The sequence below is a fragment of the Thermodesulfatator atlanticus DSM 21156 genome (genome assembly GCF_000421585.1).
GTDB classification, from domain to species: Bacteria; Desulfobacterota; Thermodesulfobacteria; order Thermodesulfobacteriales; family Thermodesulfatatoraceae; genus Thermodesulfatator; species Thermodesulfatator atlanticus.
Genome location: NZ_ATXH01000014.1, coordinates 23,131 through 39,141 on the forward strand (window position 1 = coordinate 23,131; position 16,011 = coordinate 39,141).

The 16,011-nt window shown below is 45.4% G+C and carries 17 protein-coding genes; 11 read left to right on the forward strand and 6 right to left on the reverse strand.

Going from position 1 to position 16,011, the window contains the following annotated elements:
• Window positions 1–16 precede the first annotated feature (16 nt).
• The 10 genes from pyrF to H528_RS0106905 all read left to right on the forward strand — a co-directional run bounded on the left by pyrF (window position 17) and on the right by H528_RS0106905 (window position 9,355).
• Window positions 17–751: an orotidine-5'-phosphate decarboxylase gene (pyrF, locus tag H528_RS0106860; protein WP_022853596.1), complete on the forward strand. Its 735-nt coding sequence runs from the start codon at window positions 17–19 to the stop codon at window positions 749–751.
• Window positions 744–1,826 (forward strand): DUF763 domain-containing protein, encoded by a 1,083-nt coding sequence (locus tag H528_RS0106865; protein WP_022853597.1) that lies wholly within the window; start codon window positions 744–746, stop codon window positions 1,824–1,826. Before pyrF ends, H528_RS0106865 begins: the two co-directional genes overlap by 8 nt.
• A gap of 221 nt (window positions 1,827–2,047) precedes the next feature.
• Window positions 2,048–2,587 (forward strand): RsbRD N-terminal domain-containing protein, encoded by a 540-nt coding sequence (locus tag H528_RS13035; RefSeq protein ID WP_022853598.1) that lies wholly within the window; start codon window positions 2,048–2,050, stop codon window positions 2,585–2,587.
• Between the two features lie 21 nt (window positions 2,588–2,608).
• Window positions 2,609–3,637 carry a sulfate reduction electron transfer complex DsrMKJOP subunit DsrM gene (dsrM, locus tag H528_RS0106875; protein ID WP_022853599.1) on the forward strand — a complete coding sequence of 343 codons (1,029 nt, stop codon included), beginning with the start codon at window positions 2,609–2,611 and terminating at the stop codon, window positions 3,635–3,637.
• An 18-nt stretch (window positions 3,638–3,655) separates the two neighbouring features.
• The gene (gene dsrK, locus H528_RS0106880; protein WP_022853600.1) at window positions 3,656–5,290 is read left to right on the forward strand and encodes a sulfate reduction electron transfer complex DsrMKJOP subunit DsrK; all 1,635 of its coding nucleotides are present in this window, start codon (window positions 3,656–3,658) and stop codon (window positions 5,288–5,290) included.
• The gene (gene dsrJ, locus H528_RS0106885; protein WP_022853601.1) at window positions 5,283–5,726 is read left to right on the forward strand and encodes a sulfate reduction electron transfer complex DsrMKJOP subunit DsrJ; all 444 of its coding nucleotides are present in this window, start codon (window positions 5,283–5,285) and stop codon (window positions 5,724–5,726) included. Before dsrK ends, dsrJ begins: the two co-directional genes overlap by 8 nt.
• Window positions 5,660–6,460, forward strand: coding sequence for a sulfate reduction electron transfer complex DsrMKJOP subunit DsrO (gene dsrO, locus H528_RS0106890; protein WP_028845835.1), 801 nt, complete (start codon window positions 5,660–5,662; stop codon window positions 6,458–6,460). The genes dsrJ and dsrO overlap by 67 nt, the downstream gene beginning before the upstream one ends.
• Before the next feature lie 13 nt (window positions 6,461–6,473).
• On the forward strand, window positions 6,474–7,634 hold the full coding sequence (gene dsrP / locus H528_RS0106895; protein ID WP_022853602.1) for a sulfate reduction electron transfer complex DsrMKJOP subunit DsrP: 1,161 nt from the start codon (window positions 6,474–6,476) through the stop codon (window positions 7,632–7,634).
• Between the two features lie 57 nt (window positions 7,635–7,691).
• On the forward strand, window positions 7,692–9,155 hold the full coding sequence (locus H528_RS0106900) for a cobyrinic acid a,c-diamide synthase CobB (RefSeq protein ID WP_022853603.1): 1,464 nt from the start codon (window positions 7,692–7,694) through the stop codon (window positions 9,153–9,155).
• An 11-nt stretch (window positions 9,156–9,166) separates the two neighbouring features.
• Entirely contained in the window at window positions 9,167–9,355 is a 189-nt protein-coding gene (locus H528_RS0106905; protein ID WP_022853604.1) for a 4Fe-4S binding protein, read from the forward strand.
• On the opposite strand, the gene H528_RS0106910 is transcribed toward H528_RS0106905, so the two are convergent.
• Window positions 9,342–9,851: an ATP synthase subunit B family protein gene (locus tag H528_RS0106910; RefSeq protein WP_022853605.1), complete on the reverse strand. Its 510-nt coding sequence runs from the start codon at window positions 9,849–9,851 to the stop codon at window positions 9,342–9,344. The genes H528_RS0106905 and H528_RS0106910 overlap by 14 nt on opposite strands.
• A gap of 126 nt (window positions 9,852–9,977) precedes the next feature.
• Between H528_RS0106910 and H528_RS0106915 the strand changes: the two genes are divergently transcribed.
• A complete protein-coding gene (locus H528_RS0106915) occupies window positions 9,978–11,324 on the forward strand; it encodes a M23 family metallopeptidase (protein ID WP_033396388.1) in 1,347 nt (448 codons plus the stop codon).
• Window positions 11,325–11,732: 408 nt separating this feature from the next.
• Here H528_RS0106915 and H528_RS0106925 read toward each other — a convergent pair whose 3' ends face one another.
• The 5 genes from H528_RS0106925 to H528_RS0106945 are packed head-to-tail and all read right to left on the reverse strand — an operon-like array spanning window position 11,733 to window position 15,984.
• Window positions 11,733–13,016 (reverse strand): phenylacetate--CoA ligase family protein, encoded by a 1,284-nt coding sequence (locus H528_RS0106925; protein ID WP_022853607.1) that lies wholly within the window; start codon window positions 13,014–13,016, stop codon window positions 11,733–11,735.
• Between the two features lie 9 nt (window positions 13,017–13,025).
• Window positions 13,026–13,760 (reverse strand): ABC transporter ATP-binding protein, encoded by a 735-nt coding sequence (locus H528_RS0106930; protein WP_022853608.1) that lies wholly within the window; start codon window positions 13,758–13,760, stop codon window positions 13,026–13,028.
• Complete coding sequence (locus H528_RS0106935) at window positions 13,760–14,524, reverse strand: ABC transporter ATP-binding protein (RefSeq protein WP_022853609.1); 765 nt, start codon at window positions 14,522–14,524, stop codon at window positions 13,760–13,762. Before H528_RS0106935 ends, H528_RS0106930 begins: the two co-directional genes overlap by 1 nt.
• A gap of 39 nt (window positions 14,525–14,563) precedes the next feature.
• Window positions 14,564–15,157 (reverse strand): acyltransferase, encoded by a 594-nt coding sequence (locus H528_RS13040; protein ID WP_022853610.1) that lies wholly within the window; start codon window positions 15,155–15,157, stop codon window positions 14,564–14,566.
• Window positions 15,151–15,984 carry a diacylglycerol kinase family protein gene (locus tag H528_RS0106945; protein ID WP_022853611.1) on the reverse strand — a complete coding sequence of 278 codons (834 nt, stop codon included), beginning with the start codon at window positions 15,982–15,984 and terminating at the stop codon, window positions 15,151–15,153. The genes H528_RS13040 and H528_RS0106945 overlap by 7 nt, the downstream gene beginning before the upstream one ends.
• Window positions 15,985–16,011: the final 27 nt, after the last annotated feature.

Below are 16,011 nucleotides of genomic sequence, written 5' to 3' on the forward strand. Positions count from 1 at the left end.
TTTACCAGGAGGCTTTGTGGACGTAAAAGAAAGGCTAATTTTCCCCCTTGATGTTCCTTCACTAAAAGAAGCATGTGCCTGGGTGGCTCGCCTAAAAGAAGTGGTAGGCATATTTAAAATTGGGCTTGAGCTCTTTGTAGCCCACGGACCTCAGGCCATTGAAGCTGTGCGTGATGCTGGTGCGGAAGAGATATTCCTCGATCTTAAACTTCACGATATCCCTGCCACCATGCAGCAGGCAGCAAGGGCTGCTAGTCGCCATGGGGTTGACATTTTGACCGTGCACATGCTTGCAGGGCGCCAGGCTGTGCGCAAGACCGTTGAAGCCATCGAAGGCGGAACCAAAGTTTTTGGGGTCACCATCCTTACATCCCATACCCGGGCTGAGCTCATGGAAATAGGTTATGCGCCAGAGCTTTCGCGCGATATAAAAGAAGCCGTACTTCGTCTCGCGAACTTAGCATATCGGGCGGGGTGTCACGGAATAGTCTGTTCTGGCAAGGAAGTCGCCGCGGTAAAAGAGGCCTATCGTCATTTGCGCACCATTGTACCGGGGGTAAGGCCCCTTTGGGCAGCAGATCCCCAGGATCAAGCCCGGGTGGTCACTCCAGGAGAAGCCATTCGCGCAGGGGCTGATTATCTCGTAATAGGAAGGCCTATTCGCGAAGCTGAAGACCCTTCTTCTGCAGCGGCCAAGATCCTTGACGAGATGAAAGAAGCCTTTCAAGAAAGGGGGCTCATCTTTGGGTAAAAGGACCGGGGTGGCAGAGCTTCCTCTTCACGGTGGTCATGCCCCGCGATGGCTTTTTGCGCGTATGGTGCGTCTTTCCCGCGCCCTGGTAGAAGTTATTGCAAGGGAGTTTGGCCCGGAAGAGTTTTTGCGCCGCTTAGCTGACCCTTATTGGTTTCAGGCCTTTGGCTGTGTCCTTGGTTTTGACTGGCATTCATCCGGGCTAACTACTACTGTGTGCGGTGCCTTAAAAGAAGCCTTAAGGCCCCTTGCCAAAGATATTGGGATTTTCGTTTGCGGGGGCAAGGCCAGGGCTTCAAGGCGCACCCCTCAAGAAATAGAAGACTGGCTTGAGGCATGTGCTTTGCCAGGTAGCTTTAAAAGGCTTACTCATCATAGCAGGCTTGTTGCCAAAGTTGACAATACTGCGCTTCAGGACGGTTACCAGCTTTACCACCATTCGTTTTTCTTTACGAAATCAGGGGCCTGGGCTGTGGTGCAACAGGGAATGAACCAGTCTAATTCTTATGCCAGGCGTTATCATTGGCTGGGGGAGAGGGTTAAAAGTTTTGTAAATGAGCCCCACACAGGGATTGCCGCGCAAAAAATAGAAAAGGAAGTTTTAAACCTTGTGGCCAAGGAAAGTGCAGAGGTGAGAAGTTCTATTTTAGCCCTTTCAAAGGAAAAGCCTGATACCATCTTAAAAGAAATAGCTAAAGCTAAGAAATTGATTTTACATAAAAGACATGAAATTACCGAAAATGACCTTGAACCAAGGGGCTTAAAAAAAGTTTTATTAAAGACCTATGAGCTTAAGCCTAAGAACTTTGAAGAAATGCTTGCACTAGAGGGGCTTGGCCCTAAAAACTTAAGGGCACTAACTCTTATCTCTGAGCTAATCTACGATGTCTCTGCTTCGCGTAAAGATCCCGCGCGTTTTTCCTTTGCCCACGGCGGCAAAGACGGGCATCCTTATCCGGTCAACAAGCCGGTTTATGACCAAAGTATTGCTTACCTTGAGGAAATGCTTAACCAGGCACGGCTTGAATATTCAGAAAAGGCAAAGGCCTTTAGACGCCTTCATCGTCTTTTTTAGAAAAAACTTAGCTCCGTTCCTATTTTTCGGAACGAAAAAGGGCACGGTCCTCAGCAATTTTCTAAAGGTCTCTTTGTATAGGAATTTGCAAGGAAATTTTTCTTTAAAAGAGAATATTTGCATAAAATGAAGGAAATCATCATTAAAACGGAAGATTTTTCTCTTGACCAAGGACACAAAATTTTTTAAAAGCTCAAAACAGCCAAAACAAGAGAGGCCCTATGAAAATCAAAGAACTTATTGAAGAGAGAAGGGCAGATATTGAAAGCCGCTGGTATGAATTGATCCTCGAAACCTACCCTAAAGAAGCCGCGGCTTTTTTTAAAAAAAACAAAGACGAATTTACCAACCCTGTGGGTGCCCGCTTAAGCACCGGTGTCATCGGTATTCTCCAGGAAATAATCAAAGAAGAACCCAGTGAAGATAAAATAAAAGAATACCTTGATGAAATTTTGCGCGTAAGAGCAGTGCAGGAATTTACTCCTGCGGAGGCGGTGCGCGCTATACCTCTCGTAAAAAAAGCCATCCGCGATGTCCTTTCCGCCGAACTTGAAGATATTTCCCTTTTGAAAGAGTTTTTGGCCCTAGAAGACCAAATAGACGAGATTACGCTTAAAGGTTTCGAGATATATCACCAATGTCGGGAAAGATTGTACCATTTGAAGGTTGAAGAATGGAAAAGCCGTATGTATATGCTGCTGAGAAGGGCCAAGATGGTGTATGACGAAAGGGAAGGAAGTATTCCTCCAGAACAAATTTGATGAGCTAAGAGAGGTAAATATATGGGTGCTGTATTTGCTTTAATTGCGGCGTTGGGTTTGGTTCTTTTTGTTTACATTGGGGTAGGGCTCATCGGGCTCAAGAGTCTTTTTGCTGTTGTTATCCCCTACGCAGCGTTTTTTGTTTTCTTAGGGGGGATGATCTACCGCATTGTAGAATGGGCTAAAGTTCCGGTTCCCTTCCGTATTGTTACCACCTGTGGCCAGCAAAAGTCGCTCAAGTGGGTGAAGCGCAGCCGCCTTGAATCCCCTTACAACAACTTCGAAGTGCTGTTACGCATGGCTCTTGAGGTTTTTGCCTTTCGGTCTCTTTTCCGTAATTTGAAGGCTGAGCTTAAGGGCCCGAACCTCCTTTATGGTTCCAATAAGTGGCTCTGGTTAGGTGCTATTGCTTTCCACTATTGTTTCTTTGTCATCCTAATTCGTCACTTCAGGTTTTTCTCCTATCCGGTGCCATATTGGCTGAGTATCCTTGATCAACAAATTGATGCTTTTCTCCATATTGGTATCCCCCACTTTTACCTTACAGATGGCATTATCGTAGCAGCACTTACTTATCTCCTTTTGAGGCGTCTTGCGGATCCGAAACTCCGATACATCTCTTTAGCCTCTGACTTTATGCCCCTTTTCCTTATCTTTGGCTTGGTGCTTTCTGGCATTCTGATGCGCTACTTTATCAAAGTTGACATCGTCCAGGTCAAAGAATTTACCCTTGGTTTGGTGCACTTTTCTCCCAAAGTGCCGGATGTGGGGGTGATTTTCTATATTCATCTCTTCTTCTTGTGTGCTTTGATGGCATACTTTCCGTTTAGCAAATTGGTCCACATGGCAGGAGTGTTCTTCAGCCCCACGAGAAACCTTGCTAACAACAGCCGCGCCAAGCGCCATGAGCCTGCGCCTTGGTGGAAGAAGCCCAAATTTAAGACTTACTGTGAGTGGCAGGAAGAATTCAAAGAAGTACTTGAACAGTCTGGTCAGCCTATAGACGAAGATTGTTATAAAAACAAAGAAAAACAAGCAGAATCGAAATAATATACGGAGAGGGTAGCTATGGCTAAGATGCCTAAACCTGATGAATTGCTGAAATCGATAGATTGGACCCCGCCTGATAAGGATTGGATGGATGACGTTCCTCCAGAGATAAAGCCAGGGAGGTTCTGTTATCCAGCTAAAAAGAACATCTTAGAGGAAATAGGTTTTCCTAATCCTCGTGAGTGGTCGCCTCTTGATGACGACTGGAAGCTGCCTCCTAACAGCCGGGAGATAATAGTTGATGGCATTATCGATCGCCTGAAGAAATACCGCTCCTTTAAACTTTTTATGGACATATGCGTCCGTTGTGGTGCCTGTGCGGATAAGTGCCACTATTTCTTAGGGTCAGGCGATCCCAAGAACATGCCTGTTTTGCGGGCAGAGCTTTTGCGCTCGGTTATCAAGGGCGAACTTACCTGGCAGGGCAGGCTTTTTGGCAAGTTGGCAGGTGCTCGCAAGCTCAACGAAGATATTATTAAAGAATGGTTTTACTACTTTTATCAATGTAGTGAGTGCCGTCGTTGTTCGGTCTTTTGCCCGTACGGTATTGACACCTGTGAAGTAACCATGATGGGGCGTGAATTGCTCCATCTGGTTGGTTGCAATATCAACTGGATCCTTGAGCCGGTAAGAAACTGCTTCAAAATCGGAAACCATCTTGGTCTTCAGCCCCACACCGTAAAAGAAAATATCGAATTTTTATGTTGGGATATTGAAGAAGTAACCGGCCTCAAGCTGGAAGTGCCTTTTAACAAAAAAGGCGCTGAGGTGCTTTTTGTAACGCCATCTGGTGACTACTTTGCCGATCCCGGTATTTACACCATGATGGGTTACATCATGCTCTTTAATTACCTTGATATCGACTGGACCATGAGCACTTATGCCTCTGAGGGTGGAAACTTTGGTCTTTTCACCTCTCACGAGGCCATGGCCAAGATTAACGCCAAGATTTATCACGAAGCAGAGCGCCTGGGTGTGCGTTTCATAATTGGTGGTGAGTGTGGTCATATGTGGCGTGTCAAGCACCAGTATATGGATACTGCCACAGGTCCTGCTCCTAAGAATCTGGAAACACCACGCAGCCCCATCACAGGGACTGTTTTTGAGCACGCCAAATCCACCAAGATGATCCATATTTGTGAGTTCACGGCCGATTTAATCGCTCATGGTAAGCTTGATTTAGATCCTTCTCGCAATGACAAGTATATCGTTACGTATCACGACTCGTGTAACCCCTCGCGTGGAATGGGATTTTTTGAAGAGCCACGCTTCATTCTCAAAAATGTTTGCAACAATTTTTATGAAATGCCTGAGAATACTATCCGTGAAAAGACTTTCTGCTGTGGAAGTGGTTCTGGTCTTAACACTGACGAATTTATGGACATGCGTATGCGTGGTGGTTTGCCACGGGCTAATGCTGTTAAGTATGTCCATGAAAAATACGGCGTGAATATGCTTGCGTGTATCTGTGCTATTGATAGGGCTGCATTATCTACCCTTATGAACTATTGGGTCCCAGAAGTGCAGGTTTGTGGTGTACACGAATTAGTCGCTAACGCGCTGGTCTTTCCACATGAAAAGAAAGGCGAGCGTGAAAGAGAACTTAACTTACGTCAAGAACCTTTGAAGCCGGAGGGCGAAGAAAATGCATGATGCCGGCAAAGTAATCGCAGGGATAATAGTCTTTGTGGTCTTTGTGACGCTGCCTTTTTGGTACAACTTAGGCAAAGCAGCGCCGCGGGTAGAAGTTGAGCTCCCCAAACAATACAAAGAATGCGTTGAGCCTAAAGAATGGATGATTAGGGAGCACATGCAACTACTCAACAAGTGGCGCGATGCAGTGGTTCGTGAAGGAAAAAAATATTATGTCAACTCCAAAGGTGAACGTTATCAAATGCTCTTTCAAAAGGGCTGTTTAAAATGTCACGACAATAGACAAAAGTTCTGTGACAGGTGCCATAATTTTGTGGAGGCCAAACCTTATTGTTGGAATTGTCATATTTCCCCGGAGGAGAAAGAAGGATGGGCGACAAAAGAAGCAAATTTAACAGAAGAAGCTTCCTTAAAGCAGCCGGCTTCGCATCATTAGTCGGGGCTTGGGCTTCGGGTACAGCTGGTTTACTTTCCGGAAGGAAAGTAAAGGCCCAGCCTGTAGAAGGAGAGACGGATAAGTCTCTTAAGGCGGGGCGTTGGGCTTTGGTAATTGACACGCGTATATGTGCTCAGCATCCTGGATGCACTGATTGTATTGACGCGTGTCATAAATTTCATAACGTGCCCCACATGCCAGATAAAAAGCACGAGATTAAGTGGATATGGAAAACGCATTTTCATAACGCTTTTCCATATCAGGCTCACGAATATGACAGCGAAGAATTGCATCATCGTCCGTTTCTGGTGCTTTGCAACCATTGTGAGCGTCCACCCTGTGTGAGAGTTTGTCCTACACAGGCAACCTTTAAGCGCGAAGATGGTATCGTGATGATGGACATGCACCGCTGCATTGGTTGCCGTTTCTGTATGGCAGCATGTCCATACGGGGCAAGAAGTTTTAACTGGCTTGATCCTAGGCCCTATATCAAAGAACCCAACCCGGCTTATCCCACTCGTATGCGTGGTGTGGTAGAAAAATGCATTTTTTGTTTTGATCATCTTCGTGATGGTGAACTACCCCTATGTGTTACTTCTTGTAAGTATGGTGCTTTGACCTTTGGTGATCTTGCGGATCCACATTCAGAGGTTAATAAACTGCTTAGAGAGCATCACAGTATTCGTAGGAAAGTCATGTTAGGTACTGGTCCTAGTGTCTTTTATATCATTTAGGTGAGGTGGACCTATGTTTGAGAAGGCTTTAGTTGGTAGCAAGAAATACTATGCATTGGTGTTTTTCCTGGCGGGCCTTTTTTTAATTGGCTTGGCATGTTTTATCTACCAGATGCAGGTTGGTCTGGGTATCACCGGCATGAGCCGCGATGTTTCGTGGGGTTTTTATGTTGCACAATTTACTTATCTAGTTGGTATCGCGGCGTCAGGTGTTATGGTGGTGCTTCCTTATTATTTTCATAATTACAAAGAATATGGGAAGTTAGTTATTTTTGGTGAGTTTATGGCCATTGCCGCGGTGCTGATGTGTATTCTTTTTATTCTGGTGGATATCGGTCAAACTCACCGGGTAATGAACGTGGCGTTACACCCAACTCCCAATTCGGTCATGTTTTACGATATGATTGTTCTTTGTGGCTACCTGCTTCTTAACATCATCTGTGGCTGGAATGCCCTTTCTGCCATGTACAAGGGCACAAAATACCCCAACTGGGTAAAACCTTTTATTTATATTTCTATCCCGTGGGCCTTTAGTATTCACACGGTTACGGCCTTTTTGTACGCCGGTATGCCTGACCGCCACCTCTGGTTAACTGCTGTTATGGCACCTCGCTTTTTGGCTTCGGCTTTTTGTTCTGGGCCTGCGTTGCTTCTCATCATTATTTATATTGTCAAAGCCTTTACTAGGTTTGATCCTGGTGAAAAGGCTATCAGGGCCCTTGCCAAGACCATTACTTACGCCTTGATTGCCAACCTATTCCTGTTCGGTTGTGAGTTATTTACATCACTTTACAGTAATATCCCCGGACATATTCATCCCCTTAAGTATCTCTTCTTTGGCCTTGAGGGGCATACCAAGCTTGTCCCCTGGATGTGGACTGCTTATTTTTGTATGCTTGCAGCAGCTGTTCTTCTAGTGATTCCCCAGGTGCGTAATAACCTTCAGATTCTACCTTTTATATGTATCCTTGTGGTTATCGGAACCTGGATTGATAAAGGCATGGGGCTTGTTATTGGAGGTTTTATTCCTAATCCTTTAGAAGAAATAACCGAATATATGCCTACACTTCCTGAGGTCATGATTTCCGTCGGTATTTGGGCCTTTGGGTTCCTGGTAATCACCATTCTTTTCAAGATGGTTGTCTCCATAATGGAAAGCAGAAGGTTAATCTAGGCTAGCCAGCCGGGCTTCGGCCCGGCTTTTTTATTTCCCACTAAAGAATAAACGGATATGACACCGGAATTTGAATTTCCCCGGCTACTTATTTCCGCACAAAAAGGCGGTGCCGGCAAGACTTTATTTTCCCTAGGACTATTAGCCGCGCTTGTTGCTGAGGGTAAAAAGGTCGTACCTTTCAAAAAAGGTCCTGATTATATCGACGCAGGCTGGCTTTCTTACGCGGCTAAGTATTCTTGCTATAACCTTGATCCTTTTTTCATGTCTCATGAAGTTATTTTGTCTTCTTTTGTTACCCACGCTTTAGAGGGGAATCTTTCTGTTATCGAAGGCAATAGAGGGCTCCTAGATGGAGTTGACATTGAGGGCACCTGTAGCAGCGCGCAGCTTGCAAGAATTCTAAAGGCTCCTGTTATTCTAGTCCTTGATTGTACCAAGGTTACCCGTTCCTTGGCGGCTTTTGTTAAGGGCTGCCAGGCAATCGAGCCAGATATCGTTATTGGGGGCGTAATTCTTAATCAAATAGTGCGTCCTCGCCACGAAAAAATAATTACTCAGTCTATCGAAAAATATACCGGCCTTGAAGTTTTAGGGATTCTTCCACGGCTTAAGAAATTTTCTTTTCCCATGAGGCATCTGGGACTTTTACCTTGGCAGGAACATGGCGAGGGAGAAATAGTAGTTCAAAGACTTGCGCAGGCTGTAAAAGAAAATGTTAACCTCGAAAGAATTTGCGAAATTGCCAGGAAAGCTCCGCCTTTAAAGGGAAAACCTTTTGCCTGGGCCAAGCGAGAATCTCTCGTAAAAATAGGAGTTTTTAGAGACAAGGCTTTTCAATTTTATTATCCTGAAAATCTCGCTTTTCTTGAATCACTTGGAGCAGAAATCCTTTACTTGGACGCGTTGAGAGATAAGTCTTTACCTGCTGACATTCATGCCCTTTATATTGGTGGAGGTTTTCCAGAAACGCAAGGCGAAGCCCTTGAGGCCAATCGTTCCTTAAGAGAGGATTTGCGAGAGGCGGCAAATGCGGGCCTTCCCATCTATGCTGAATGTGGTGGCCTTATGTTTTTGGGCCGACGCATCATCTGGCGTGGTAAGGTTTTTGAGATGGTAGGGGCTTTACCCGTTGATTTTGAGGTCAAGGATAGACCCCAGGGGCATGGATATGTTAAAGCCACCATTATTGAAAAAAATCCCTTTTATGAACCAGGAACCAAAATCGTAGGGCATGAATTTCATTATTCAAAACCTATTAATTGCACTCCCAGCGAAATTACGCTATGCATGAAACTGGATAAAGGTCATGGGTTCTGTGATAAGTTAGATGGTGTCGTTTATCGCAATATTTTTGGGGCTTATACCCATGTCCACGTTTTAGGGCAGCCTGCGTGGGCGTTGGGATTGCTTAAGGCGGCGCTCAACTGGAAAGAAGGAATTTCCTCAAATATGAGAGACGTATTGCAACCTCGTAGTTTAGTGTTAAATGGGATAAATCAAACTATAAAATTAAAATGAAGGAGGAGCGTATGTTTGAGATTACTGTTGATTACGACAAGTGCAGTGCTGACCAGGAATGCATCAACTCTTGCCCTGCCCAGGTTTTTGATGAAGGTGAAGACGGAAAGCCTGTCATTGCTCGCCCTGAAGATTGCCTTGGTTGCGAAACCTGCGTAGAAGTTTGCCCTGAAGGTGCTATCACTGTTACTGAGATGTAGCTTTTGGCGGAGGGGGAGCAATCCCCCTCTTTTTGTCTAATTTTTCAGCTAGGTTTTTAATTTCTTTATTGAATTCGTCAAACTTTTCTGCCTCGATTAACTCTTTGAGTAACTTAATCTTTAGCTGTCCTTCAAGGCTTTGGTTGAGTTCTGGGTGAAGCTCAAGAAATTTATTGAGCTTTTCTTTCGCTTGTTTTTTCAGTTCTTGTCTTTTGGTAAGGCTTTCTTTTTCTGCTTTTTGAGCTATCTCTTTGGCTTTGCCAAAGTAAAATTTGGCATGGGAATAGTTTTTTTGCGCTAAAGCCTTTTGGCCTTTTTGGTAATAATCTTGTGCTTTTTGCCATAATTCTTTGGCATATATAGGAGCACCTTCCCAGTAAGCTTTTTCTAGGTATTTTTGGGTCTCTTTTTCTAATTCCTTTGGAGGGTTCTCAGGACGCATAATTTTGTTTAAATAAGGTATCTTGTTCAGGATGTTTTCTAAACTTGTGGGCATTTGAAAACCGCTTGAGGCTAGCCAAATAAATAACAACAATACGATGCTTAGGGACTTTGAATTTTTGAAAAGATTTACTATAGATGTTTGAAACATAAGCGCATTATAAAAGTTAAGGGTGAAAAAATGAAGAAGATATTGTCTTTCGTGATATTGCTTTTGGTGGTTGGTGTTTTAGCTTTCCTTTCTTTCTTGTTTTTCTTTAAATTCGAAGGAAATCCCCCGCGTATTGAAAAAATAGCCCTGCCCAAGGCCTTGGGGAAGCAAAGTCAGTTAGAAATATTAATTGCTGATAATCGTTCTGGTCTCCGTGCGGTAAACATCTACCTTAAGCAAGACAAAAAAATTGCCAAAATTTTCGAAAAAACTTACCCTGTGGATCCTATTTGGGGGTCATCCACCAAAGAAGATGACCTTAAAGTTGTCTTTTCTCCTTTTAAACTCGGGTTTAAAAGTGGCAAGGCCTCTTTAATAGTAGAGATAATCGATGGCTCCTGGCGCAACAGCTTAAAGGGAAATCGCGCGGTCTTTCAAAAAGAAATAGTCCTTGACCTAACCTCTCCGCGCATCGTGGTTAAGTCCCCCATGCACTATCTTGTTCGCGGGGGAAGCAATCTCGTGGTGTATACCATTTCGGAGCCTGTCGTTCGCCAAGGAGTGTGGGTTGATGATCTTTTCTTTGAAGGGTACCCAGACCCTAAAATTCCTAATCTTTACTACTGTTTAATAGCGGTTCCCGTAAATACCAAACGTATTCACCGGGTGCAGATAGAAGCCGAAGACCTGGCAGGCAATAAAGCTTCTTTCCCTGTGGCTTATTATCTTAAGCCCAAAAGATATCGCAATGATGTCATTAATATTTCTGATAATTTTCTCAAGCGTAAAATTCCTGAGTTCTGGGATAGGTACCCCGAGATTCCACGCGACGATTACTTAAAGGCCTTTATTTATATCAACACTGAACTGCGCAGGAAAAATAACGCCAAAATCAAGGAACTGTGCCGTAAATCTCAAATCAAGGATTTTTATGGCAAAAGATTCTTTCTGAGACTTCCGAAGTCAGCTACCAGGGCCCTTTTTGGCGATTATCGCACTTACTATTACAAAGGCCAAAAAATAGGCAATGCCTACCACCTTGGTATTGATCTCGCTTCGATAGCGGGTTCTCCGGTGCCTGCGGCAGCAGGTGGCAAAGTGATTTTTGCTGATTACCTGGGTATTTACGGCAATACCATTATCATTGACCATGGTTTTGGGCTTTTTAGTTTATATGCCCATTTGTCAGGGTTTACCGTGGCACCAGGGGACACTGTAAAACGGGGACAACTCATTGGTTACACAGACACCACTGGCCTTGCAGGTGGAGATCATCTCCACTTCTCGGTATTAGTGCAAGGAGTCTTTGTTGAGCCTCTTGAGTGGTTTGACCCCAACTGGGTAAAAACCCGCATTGCAGAAAAACTTAGCTTTTAAGCTTTTTGTAACGTTAAAACACCCGATATCGTAGGATCCGTTCCTATTTTTCGGAACGAAAAATGGGAACGGATCCCAATAACAACAAAACCTCTACAACCTCTACAACCTCTACAACTCACAGATCACCGGTCACAGGTTACTGATCCCCTTCGGCCTTTCGCCCTTCCTTTGTCATCCTGAGCCGAGCGCCAGTGAGGCGAAGAGCCTGCCCTGAGCCGAAGGCGAAGGGATCCATTAATGGATTCTTCGGTCGCTTCGCTCCCTCAGATGACAGGGTAGGCTGTGGATTCTTCGGGCCCAAGGGCCCTCAGCATGACAGGGTAGAGGTACAAATAATAACTATGAGCGGTACCAAGAAAAGGAGTCAAGCACCTCGTCACCGTAAAGAGGCCGTTTGGTGACAGATTAATCCAGATAGACGATTTTTTTACCCTGGGCTACCTGCTTGAGATGGTATCGTTCTACAAGTTTTAATTTGCACTCAAGCCCGAAGGTTTCGATGAATAGCCTTTCGAATCTTTCTGCTACCTGATGGAGCCCTAAAATGCTTGGCTCAAAGAGTTTTTCGTTAATAGCCACCCAGAGATAAAGTCTCTCAAGGTAGTTTTTCTTTTTTATACAAAGAAGATACTCGGGGATATGGCCATAAGCCTGCTTAAGTAAGGTTTCCACGTAAGAAAGCGATATTTTTACCCCACGAATAGAAACGCGTCCGTCAGCCTGGGCAAGAATCTGGGAAATACGAGGGGTAGTGCGCCCGCAAGGGCAGGGTTCAGGGATAAACCTTGCTATGTCTCCGGTGCGGAACCTGATCAAAGGATTGGCTTTTACAGTGAGCGTGGTAATTACAAGCTCTCCCACTTCCCCTGGAGGGACGTCTTCCCCGGTTTTGGGGTCAACTATCTCGGGTATAAAATAATCCGCAGCCAGGTGGTAGCCCTTTTTCTCTTCACATTCGTAGCCCATCCCAGGGCCTACGGCTTCGGTGACCCCATAGCCTGAGCGGGTGGCTACGTTTAGTGCTTGTTCCAGACGAATTCTTTCTTCTTGGGCTATGCCTTCTCCCACGAAGATAATGAGCCTTAGACTCTTTGGCGGGCTGATCCCCTCTTTTTGCATAAAGTCCGCCAGATAAAAGGCATAGGAAGGGGTGGTAATCAGGACCGAGGTTCGAAAATCCTTCATTACCCGTATGCGATTGGTGACATTTTGCGGATCAGGGGGAATGACCGAGGCGCCAAGCTCTTCTGCTCCTTCTTTGATTTCGGTTATCCAGACCGACATGCCCGGGTCAAGGCAGATCTGGATAATGTCTTCTGAGTTAACACCGCTTATTGAGAGGAAACGTGCGGTAAGACGACGGATAGCCGTTACATCGCCCCTGGTAAATCCCTTGACAATAGGGGTTCGTGGCCCCGGAAAGGTGTGCAGCCTTACGATATCCCGAAGGGGCACGGCAAAAAGATCATAGGGGTAGTTTTCTTCCAGGTGTTCGCGCGTGGTAAAGGGAAGTTTTTTAAGATCTGAGAGGTCTTTTATGTCTTCAGGGGCAATGTCCCGCATGTCCATAAGCTTCCGATAAAAGGGTACCCGGTTATAAACCCGGTTGATATTGCTCTGAAGAAGCTCAAGGTGCCACTGACGCCAGCCTTCGCGAGATAGGTATTCTATAGTTTTGTCAGGCTCCATAGGCTACTCCTAATCGGTAAATTCGCGGTAATCCTTGCCAAGGTATGCCCTTTTAACGTCTTCGTCTGCGATGAGGTCTTCGGTGCGACCTTGAAGGATAATGCGTCCTGTTTCAAGCACATATCCCCTGTGGGCAAGGTCTAGGGCACGCCTGGCATTTTGTTCTACCAGAAGGATCGTAAGCCCATTTTCATTCAAAGTTTTGATGGTTTCAAGGATAGTGTCCACCAGACGCGGAGCAAGCCCAAGGGAAGGTTCATCAAGCATAAGAAGCTTTGGGCGCGCCATAAATGCCCGGCCAATGGCAAGCATTTGTTGCTCTCCCCCAGAAAGCGTGCCGGCAATTTGTTTGCGTCTTTCTTTAAGGCGAGGAAAAAGCTCATAGACTTCTTCCAGGTCGTTTTTGATGAGTTCTTTAGCTTCTTTGCGATAGCGTTGATAGGCCCCGAGTTCGAGGTTTTCTTCTACGGTTAGGGGATAAAAAATCTGGCGTCCTTCTGGCACAAGGCTTATACCTTTCGCCACAATGGCCGGGGTTGAAAGGGTGTGAATGGGCTCATTTTCAAAAACGATTTCCCCCTGGGCAGGCTTAACCAGCCCCATGATGGTTAGCATAAGGGTGGATTTCCCCGCGCCATTTGCCCCAATCAGACAAACTATCTCGCCTTTGGCCACGTGGAGAGAGACGTTTTTAAGCGCTTTGATAGGGCCGTAGGCCGCTACTAAGTTGCGCACTGCAAGCATCAGCCTTCCCCCAAGTAAACAGCGATTACATCAGGGTGGCGCTGGATTTCCCGTGGTGTGCCCTGGGCGATTTTTTGCCCCTGGTCAAGAACTATCACTTCGTCGGCTATTTCCATTACCATGTTCATGTCATGCTCTACCAACAAAATAGTAACACCTTGTTTTTTCAGGTTGGAGATGATCTTAAGAAGAAGTTCTTTTTCTGAGGCGTCAAGCCCCGAGGCCGCCTCATCAAGCAAGAGCATTTTTGGTTCAAGGGCTAAGGCTCTAGCAATTTCGAGATAGCGCTGAAGCCCAAAGGGAAGACTTTGGGCAGGGCTTAGAGCCCAGTTCTCAAGACCAAGGGGCTTGAGGTAAGAAAAAGCTATATTTTGGGCTTCTTTTTCTTTTTTGAAAAAAGAAGGGGCCCGTGTGACTATCTCCCAAAATTTTACCGGGCGGCGGTTTTGAACCGCCAGGAGGACGTTTTCAATAACGCTTAGGTGCCCGAATATTTCAAGGTTTTGAAAGGTGCGTGCAATACCTAAACGTGCAATTTTAAAAGGTGGCAGTTTGTCAATGCGAATTTTTTCAAAATAAATGGCCCCGGAGGAGGGTTTTAAATGCCCTGAAATCATGTTGAAGGTGGTGGTTTTCCCTGAGCCATTTGGGCCGATGAGAGCGGTGATAAGGCCCTTTTTAACTTCAAAACTTAAGTCTTTGACCGCTGCTAGGCCGCCAAAGGTCTTGGTAAGATTTTCTACCCGTAAAAGCGTTTCAGCCATTTCGCTCGAACCATAATAGGCTAGTTAGAGAATGCAATATTACGCCTTGAAGGTTTTTCTGCGCAAAATGTGCGCAGGGTTTCCTCCTACCACACAATCATCTGGGACAGGCCTAGTAACCACCGCTCCAGCGGCTACTGTGGCACGGGCCCCTATCTTTGCCATCACAATGGCCCCTTCGCCAATCCAGGCATGCGGGCCGATTTCTATAGTTTCGAAGCTTCCGTGCTCTGCTGGTAGAATTTTTCCTGTTGGGTCTCGCCTGTGTTGCCTGCGACCACTTGGAATACTAACCCTAGAGGCGATGAGGCTGCCTTCCCTAAGGATTGCTTGGCCAATGATGCAGTACGGGCCGATGTAGACGCCTTTTTCAATGATCCCCCACGGGCGGCTAAAAAAGGTGCCAAAGCCTATTTCGCAATTCCAGGAGACCTGAGGTAAGACCAACCAGTAAAAAGCACGCCTTAAAAAAGACCCCAGGATGCCTGGTACCTGCGCCAGAAACTGGGCCCAAAAAAGATAAACTCTTATCCCCAGGCCTAGCTTTTTTTCGAGAACCACCATGACCCAGGCAGGCAAAACCAGAAGCAAGGCCAAAAAATTAAGAATATGTTTGATAATTCGTGCTACCATTTTAAAAAAGTCAGCTCTTTTGTGGTGGTGAGCTCAAATACATTATCAGAGCTTTTTATCATCTCGCCGTCAAGGGCAATGGCAGGGGTGTGAATCCTTACTTTGGGCGTACAAAAGGTCTTAAAAGGAATCAATTTTTGCGGAAAAATACCCCCTTTTATTTCTCTGCAGTTTCTTACTTTGGGAAAGGGGAAAAGCGGAATAAAAAGCCTTTCAAGGGTGGTAAACATAGCTGTTTCCGGGGCGTAAACAAGGCTTTGAGGTTCAACGAGCAAGGGAAGCTCACGGCGAAGCCCCCTTTTCCCCAGTTTGGCTATGACTTTTAAGATATTTTTCATGCCCTTTACGCCTTCTTTTTTACGGAGTTCGTTATAGAGAAAAGTACCCTCGGCAAGGAGGCCTGCAGCGCAAAACATACCAAAAAACTTACCTGGTTCTATCCGAAGCGCTTTGCGTTTTAACATGCGAGGCCTTTGGTGCGATAAGAAAGCTTTAAAAATTTTTAACTGGTTAAATGGTCTTGCCACATCCCAGGCGATTAAGTTGTTGGTTCCCCCTGGTAAAACGGCGATTTCAATTTCAGGGGGTTTTAGCTCTCTAAAATAAGCGGTTAAAAAGGCTGAAATAGTGCCATCTCCCCCGCTTATTAAAAAAAGCCTTTTCCCTTGCGCGAGATGTTTCCTTAAGGCTTTTTCTATTTCCGGGTAATTTTTGATTTTTTCGGTGCTAAGGTGAGCGTGACGCGCCAGGGCCAGAAGCAAAAGCCCTTCTTTTAGGTTTTTTCCCCCTAACGGGTTCCAGAACAAAACCGCGCTTTCGATTCTCATATTGATTCTCTTAATTTTTGCACTGGG

Bases quoted from the DNA above. Each gene is read 5' to 3' on its own strand.
- H528_RS0106925 (WP_022853607.1), bottom strand. From the start codon at position 13,016: ATGGAGCCTGACAAAACTATAGAATACCTATCTCGCGAAGGCTGGCGT.
- H528_RS0106915 (WP_033396388.1), top strand. From the start codon at position 9,978: ATGAAGAAGATATTGTCTTTCGTGATATTGCTTTTGGTGGTTGGTGTT.
- dsrM (WP_022853599.1), top strand. From the start codon at position 2,609: ATGGGTGCTGTATTTGCTTTAATTGCGGCGTTGGGTTTGGTTCTTTTT.
- H528_RS0106900 (WP_022853603.1), top strand. From the start codon at position 7,692: ATGACACCGGAATTTGAATTTCCCCGGCTACTTATTTCCGCACAAAAA.
- dsrO (WP_028845835.1), top strand. From the start codon at position 5,660: ATGGGCGACAAAAGAAGCAAATTTAACAGAAGAAGCTTCCTTAAAGCA.
- H528_RS0106910 (WP_022853605.1), bottom strand. From the start codon at position 9,851: ATGCCCACAAGTTTAGAAAACATCCTGAACAAGATACCTTATTTAAAC.
- H528_RS13040 (WP_022853610.1), bottom strand. From the start codon at position 15,157: ATGGTAGCACGAATTATCAAACATATTCTTAATTTTTTGGCCTTGCTT.
- H528_RS0106905 (WP_022853604.1), top strand. From the start codon at position 9,167: ATGTTTGAGATTACTGTTGATTACGACAAGTGCAGTGCTGACCAGGAA.
- H528_RS0106935 (WP_022853609.1), bottom strand. From the start codon at position 14,524: ATGGCTGAAACGCTTTTACGGGTAGAAAATCTTACCAAGACCTTTGGC.
- H528_RS13035 (WP_022853598.1), top strand. From the start codon at position 2,048: ATGAAAATCAAAGAACTTATTGAAGAGAGAAGGGCAGATATTGAAAGC.
- H528_RS0106945 (WP_022853611.1), bottom strand. From the start codon at position 15,984: ATGAGAATCGAAAGCGCGGTTTTGTTCTGGAACCCGTTAGGGGGAAAA.
- dsrJ (WP_022853601.1), top strand. From the start codon at position 5,283: ATGCATGATGCCGGCAAAGTAATCGCAGGGATAATAGTCTTTGTGGTC.
- dsrK (WP_022853600.1), top strand. From the start codon at position 3,656: ATGGCTAAGATGCCTAAACCTGATGAATTGCTGAAATCGATAGATTGG.
- H528_RS0106930 (WP_022853608.1), bottom strand. From the start codon at position 13,760: ATGCTTGCAGTGCGCAACTTAGTAGCGGCCTACGGCCCTATCAAAGCG.
- dsrP (WP_022853602.1), top strand. From the start codon at position 6,474: ATGTTTGAGAAGGCTTTAGTTGGTAGCAAGAAATACTATGCATTGGTG.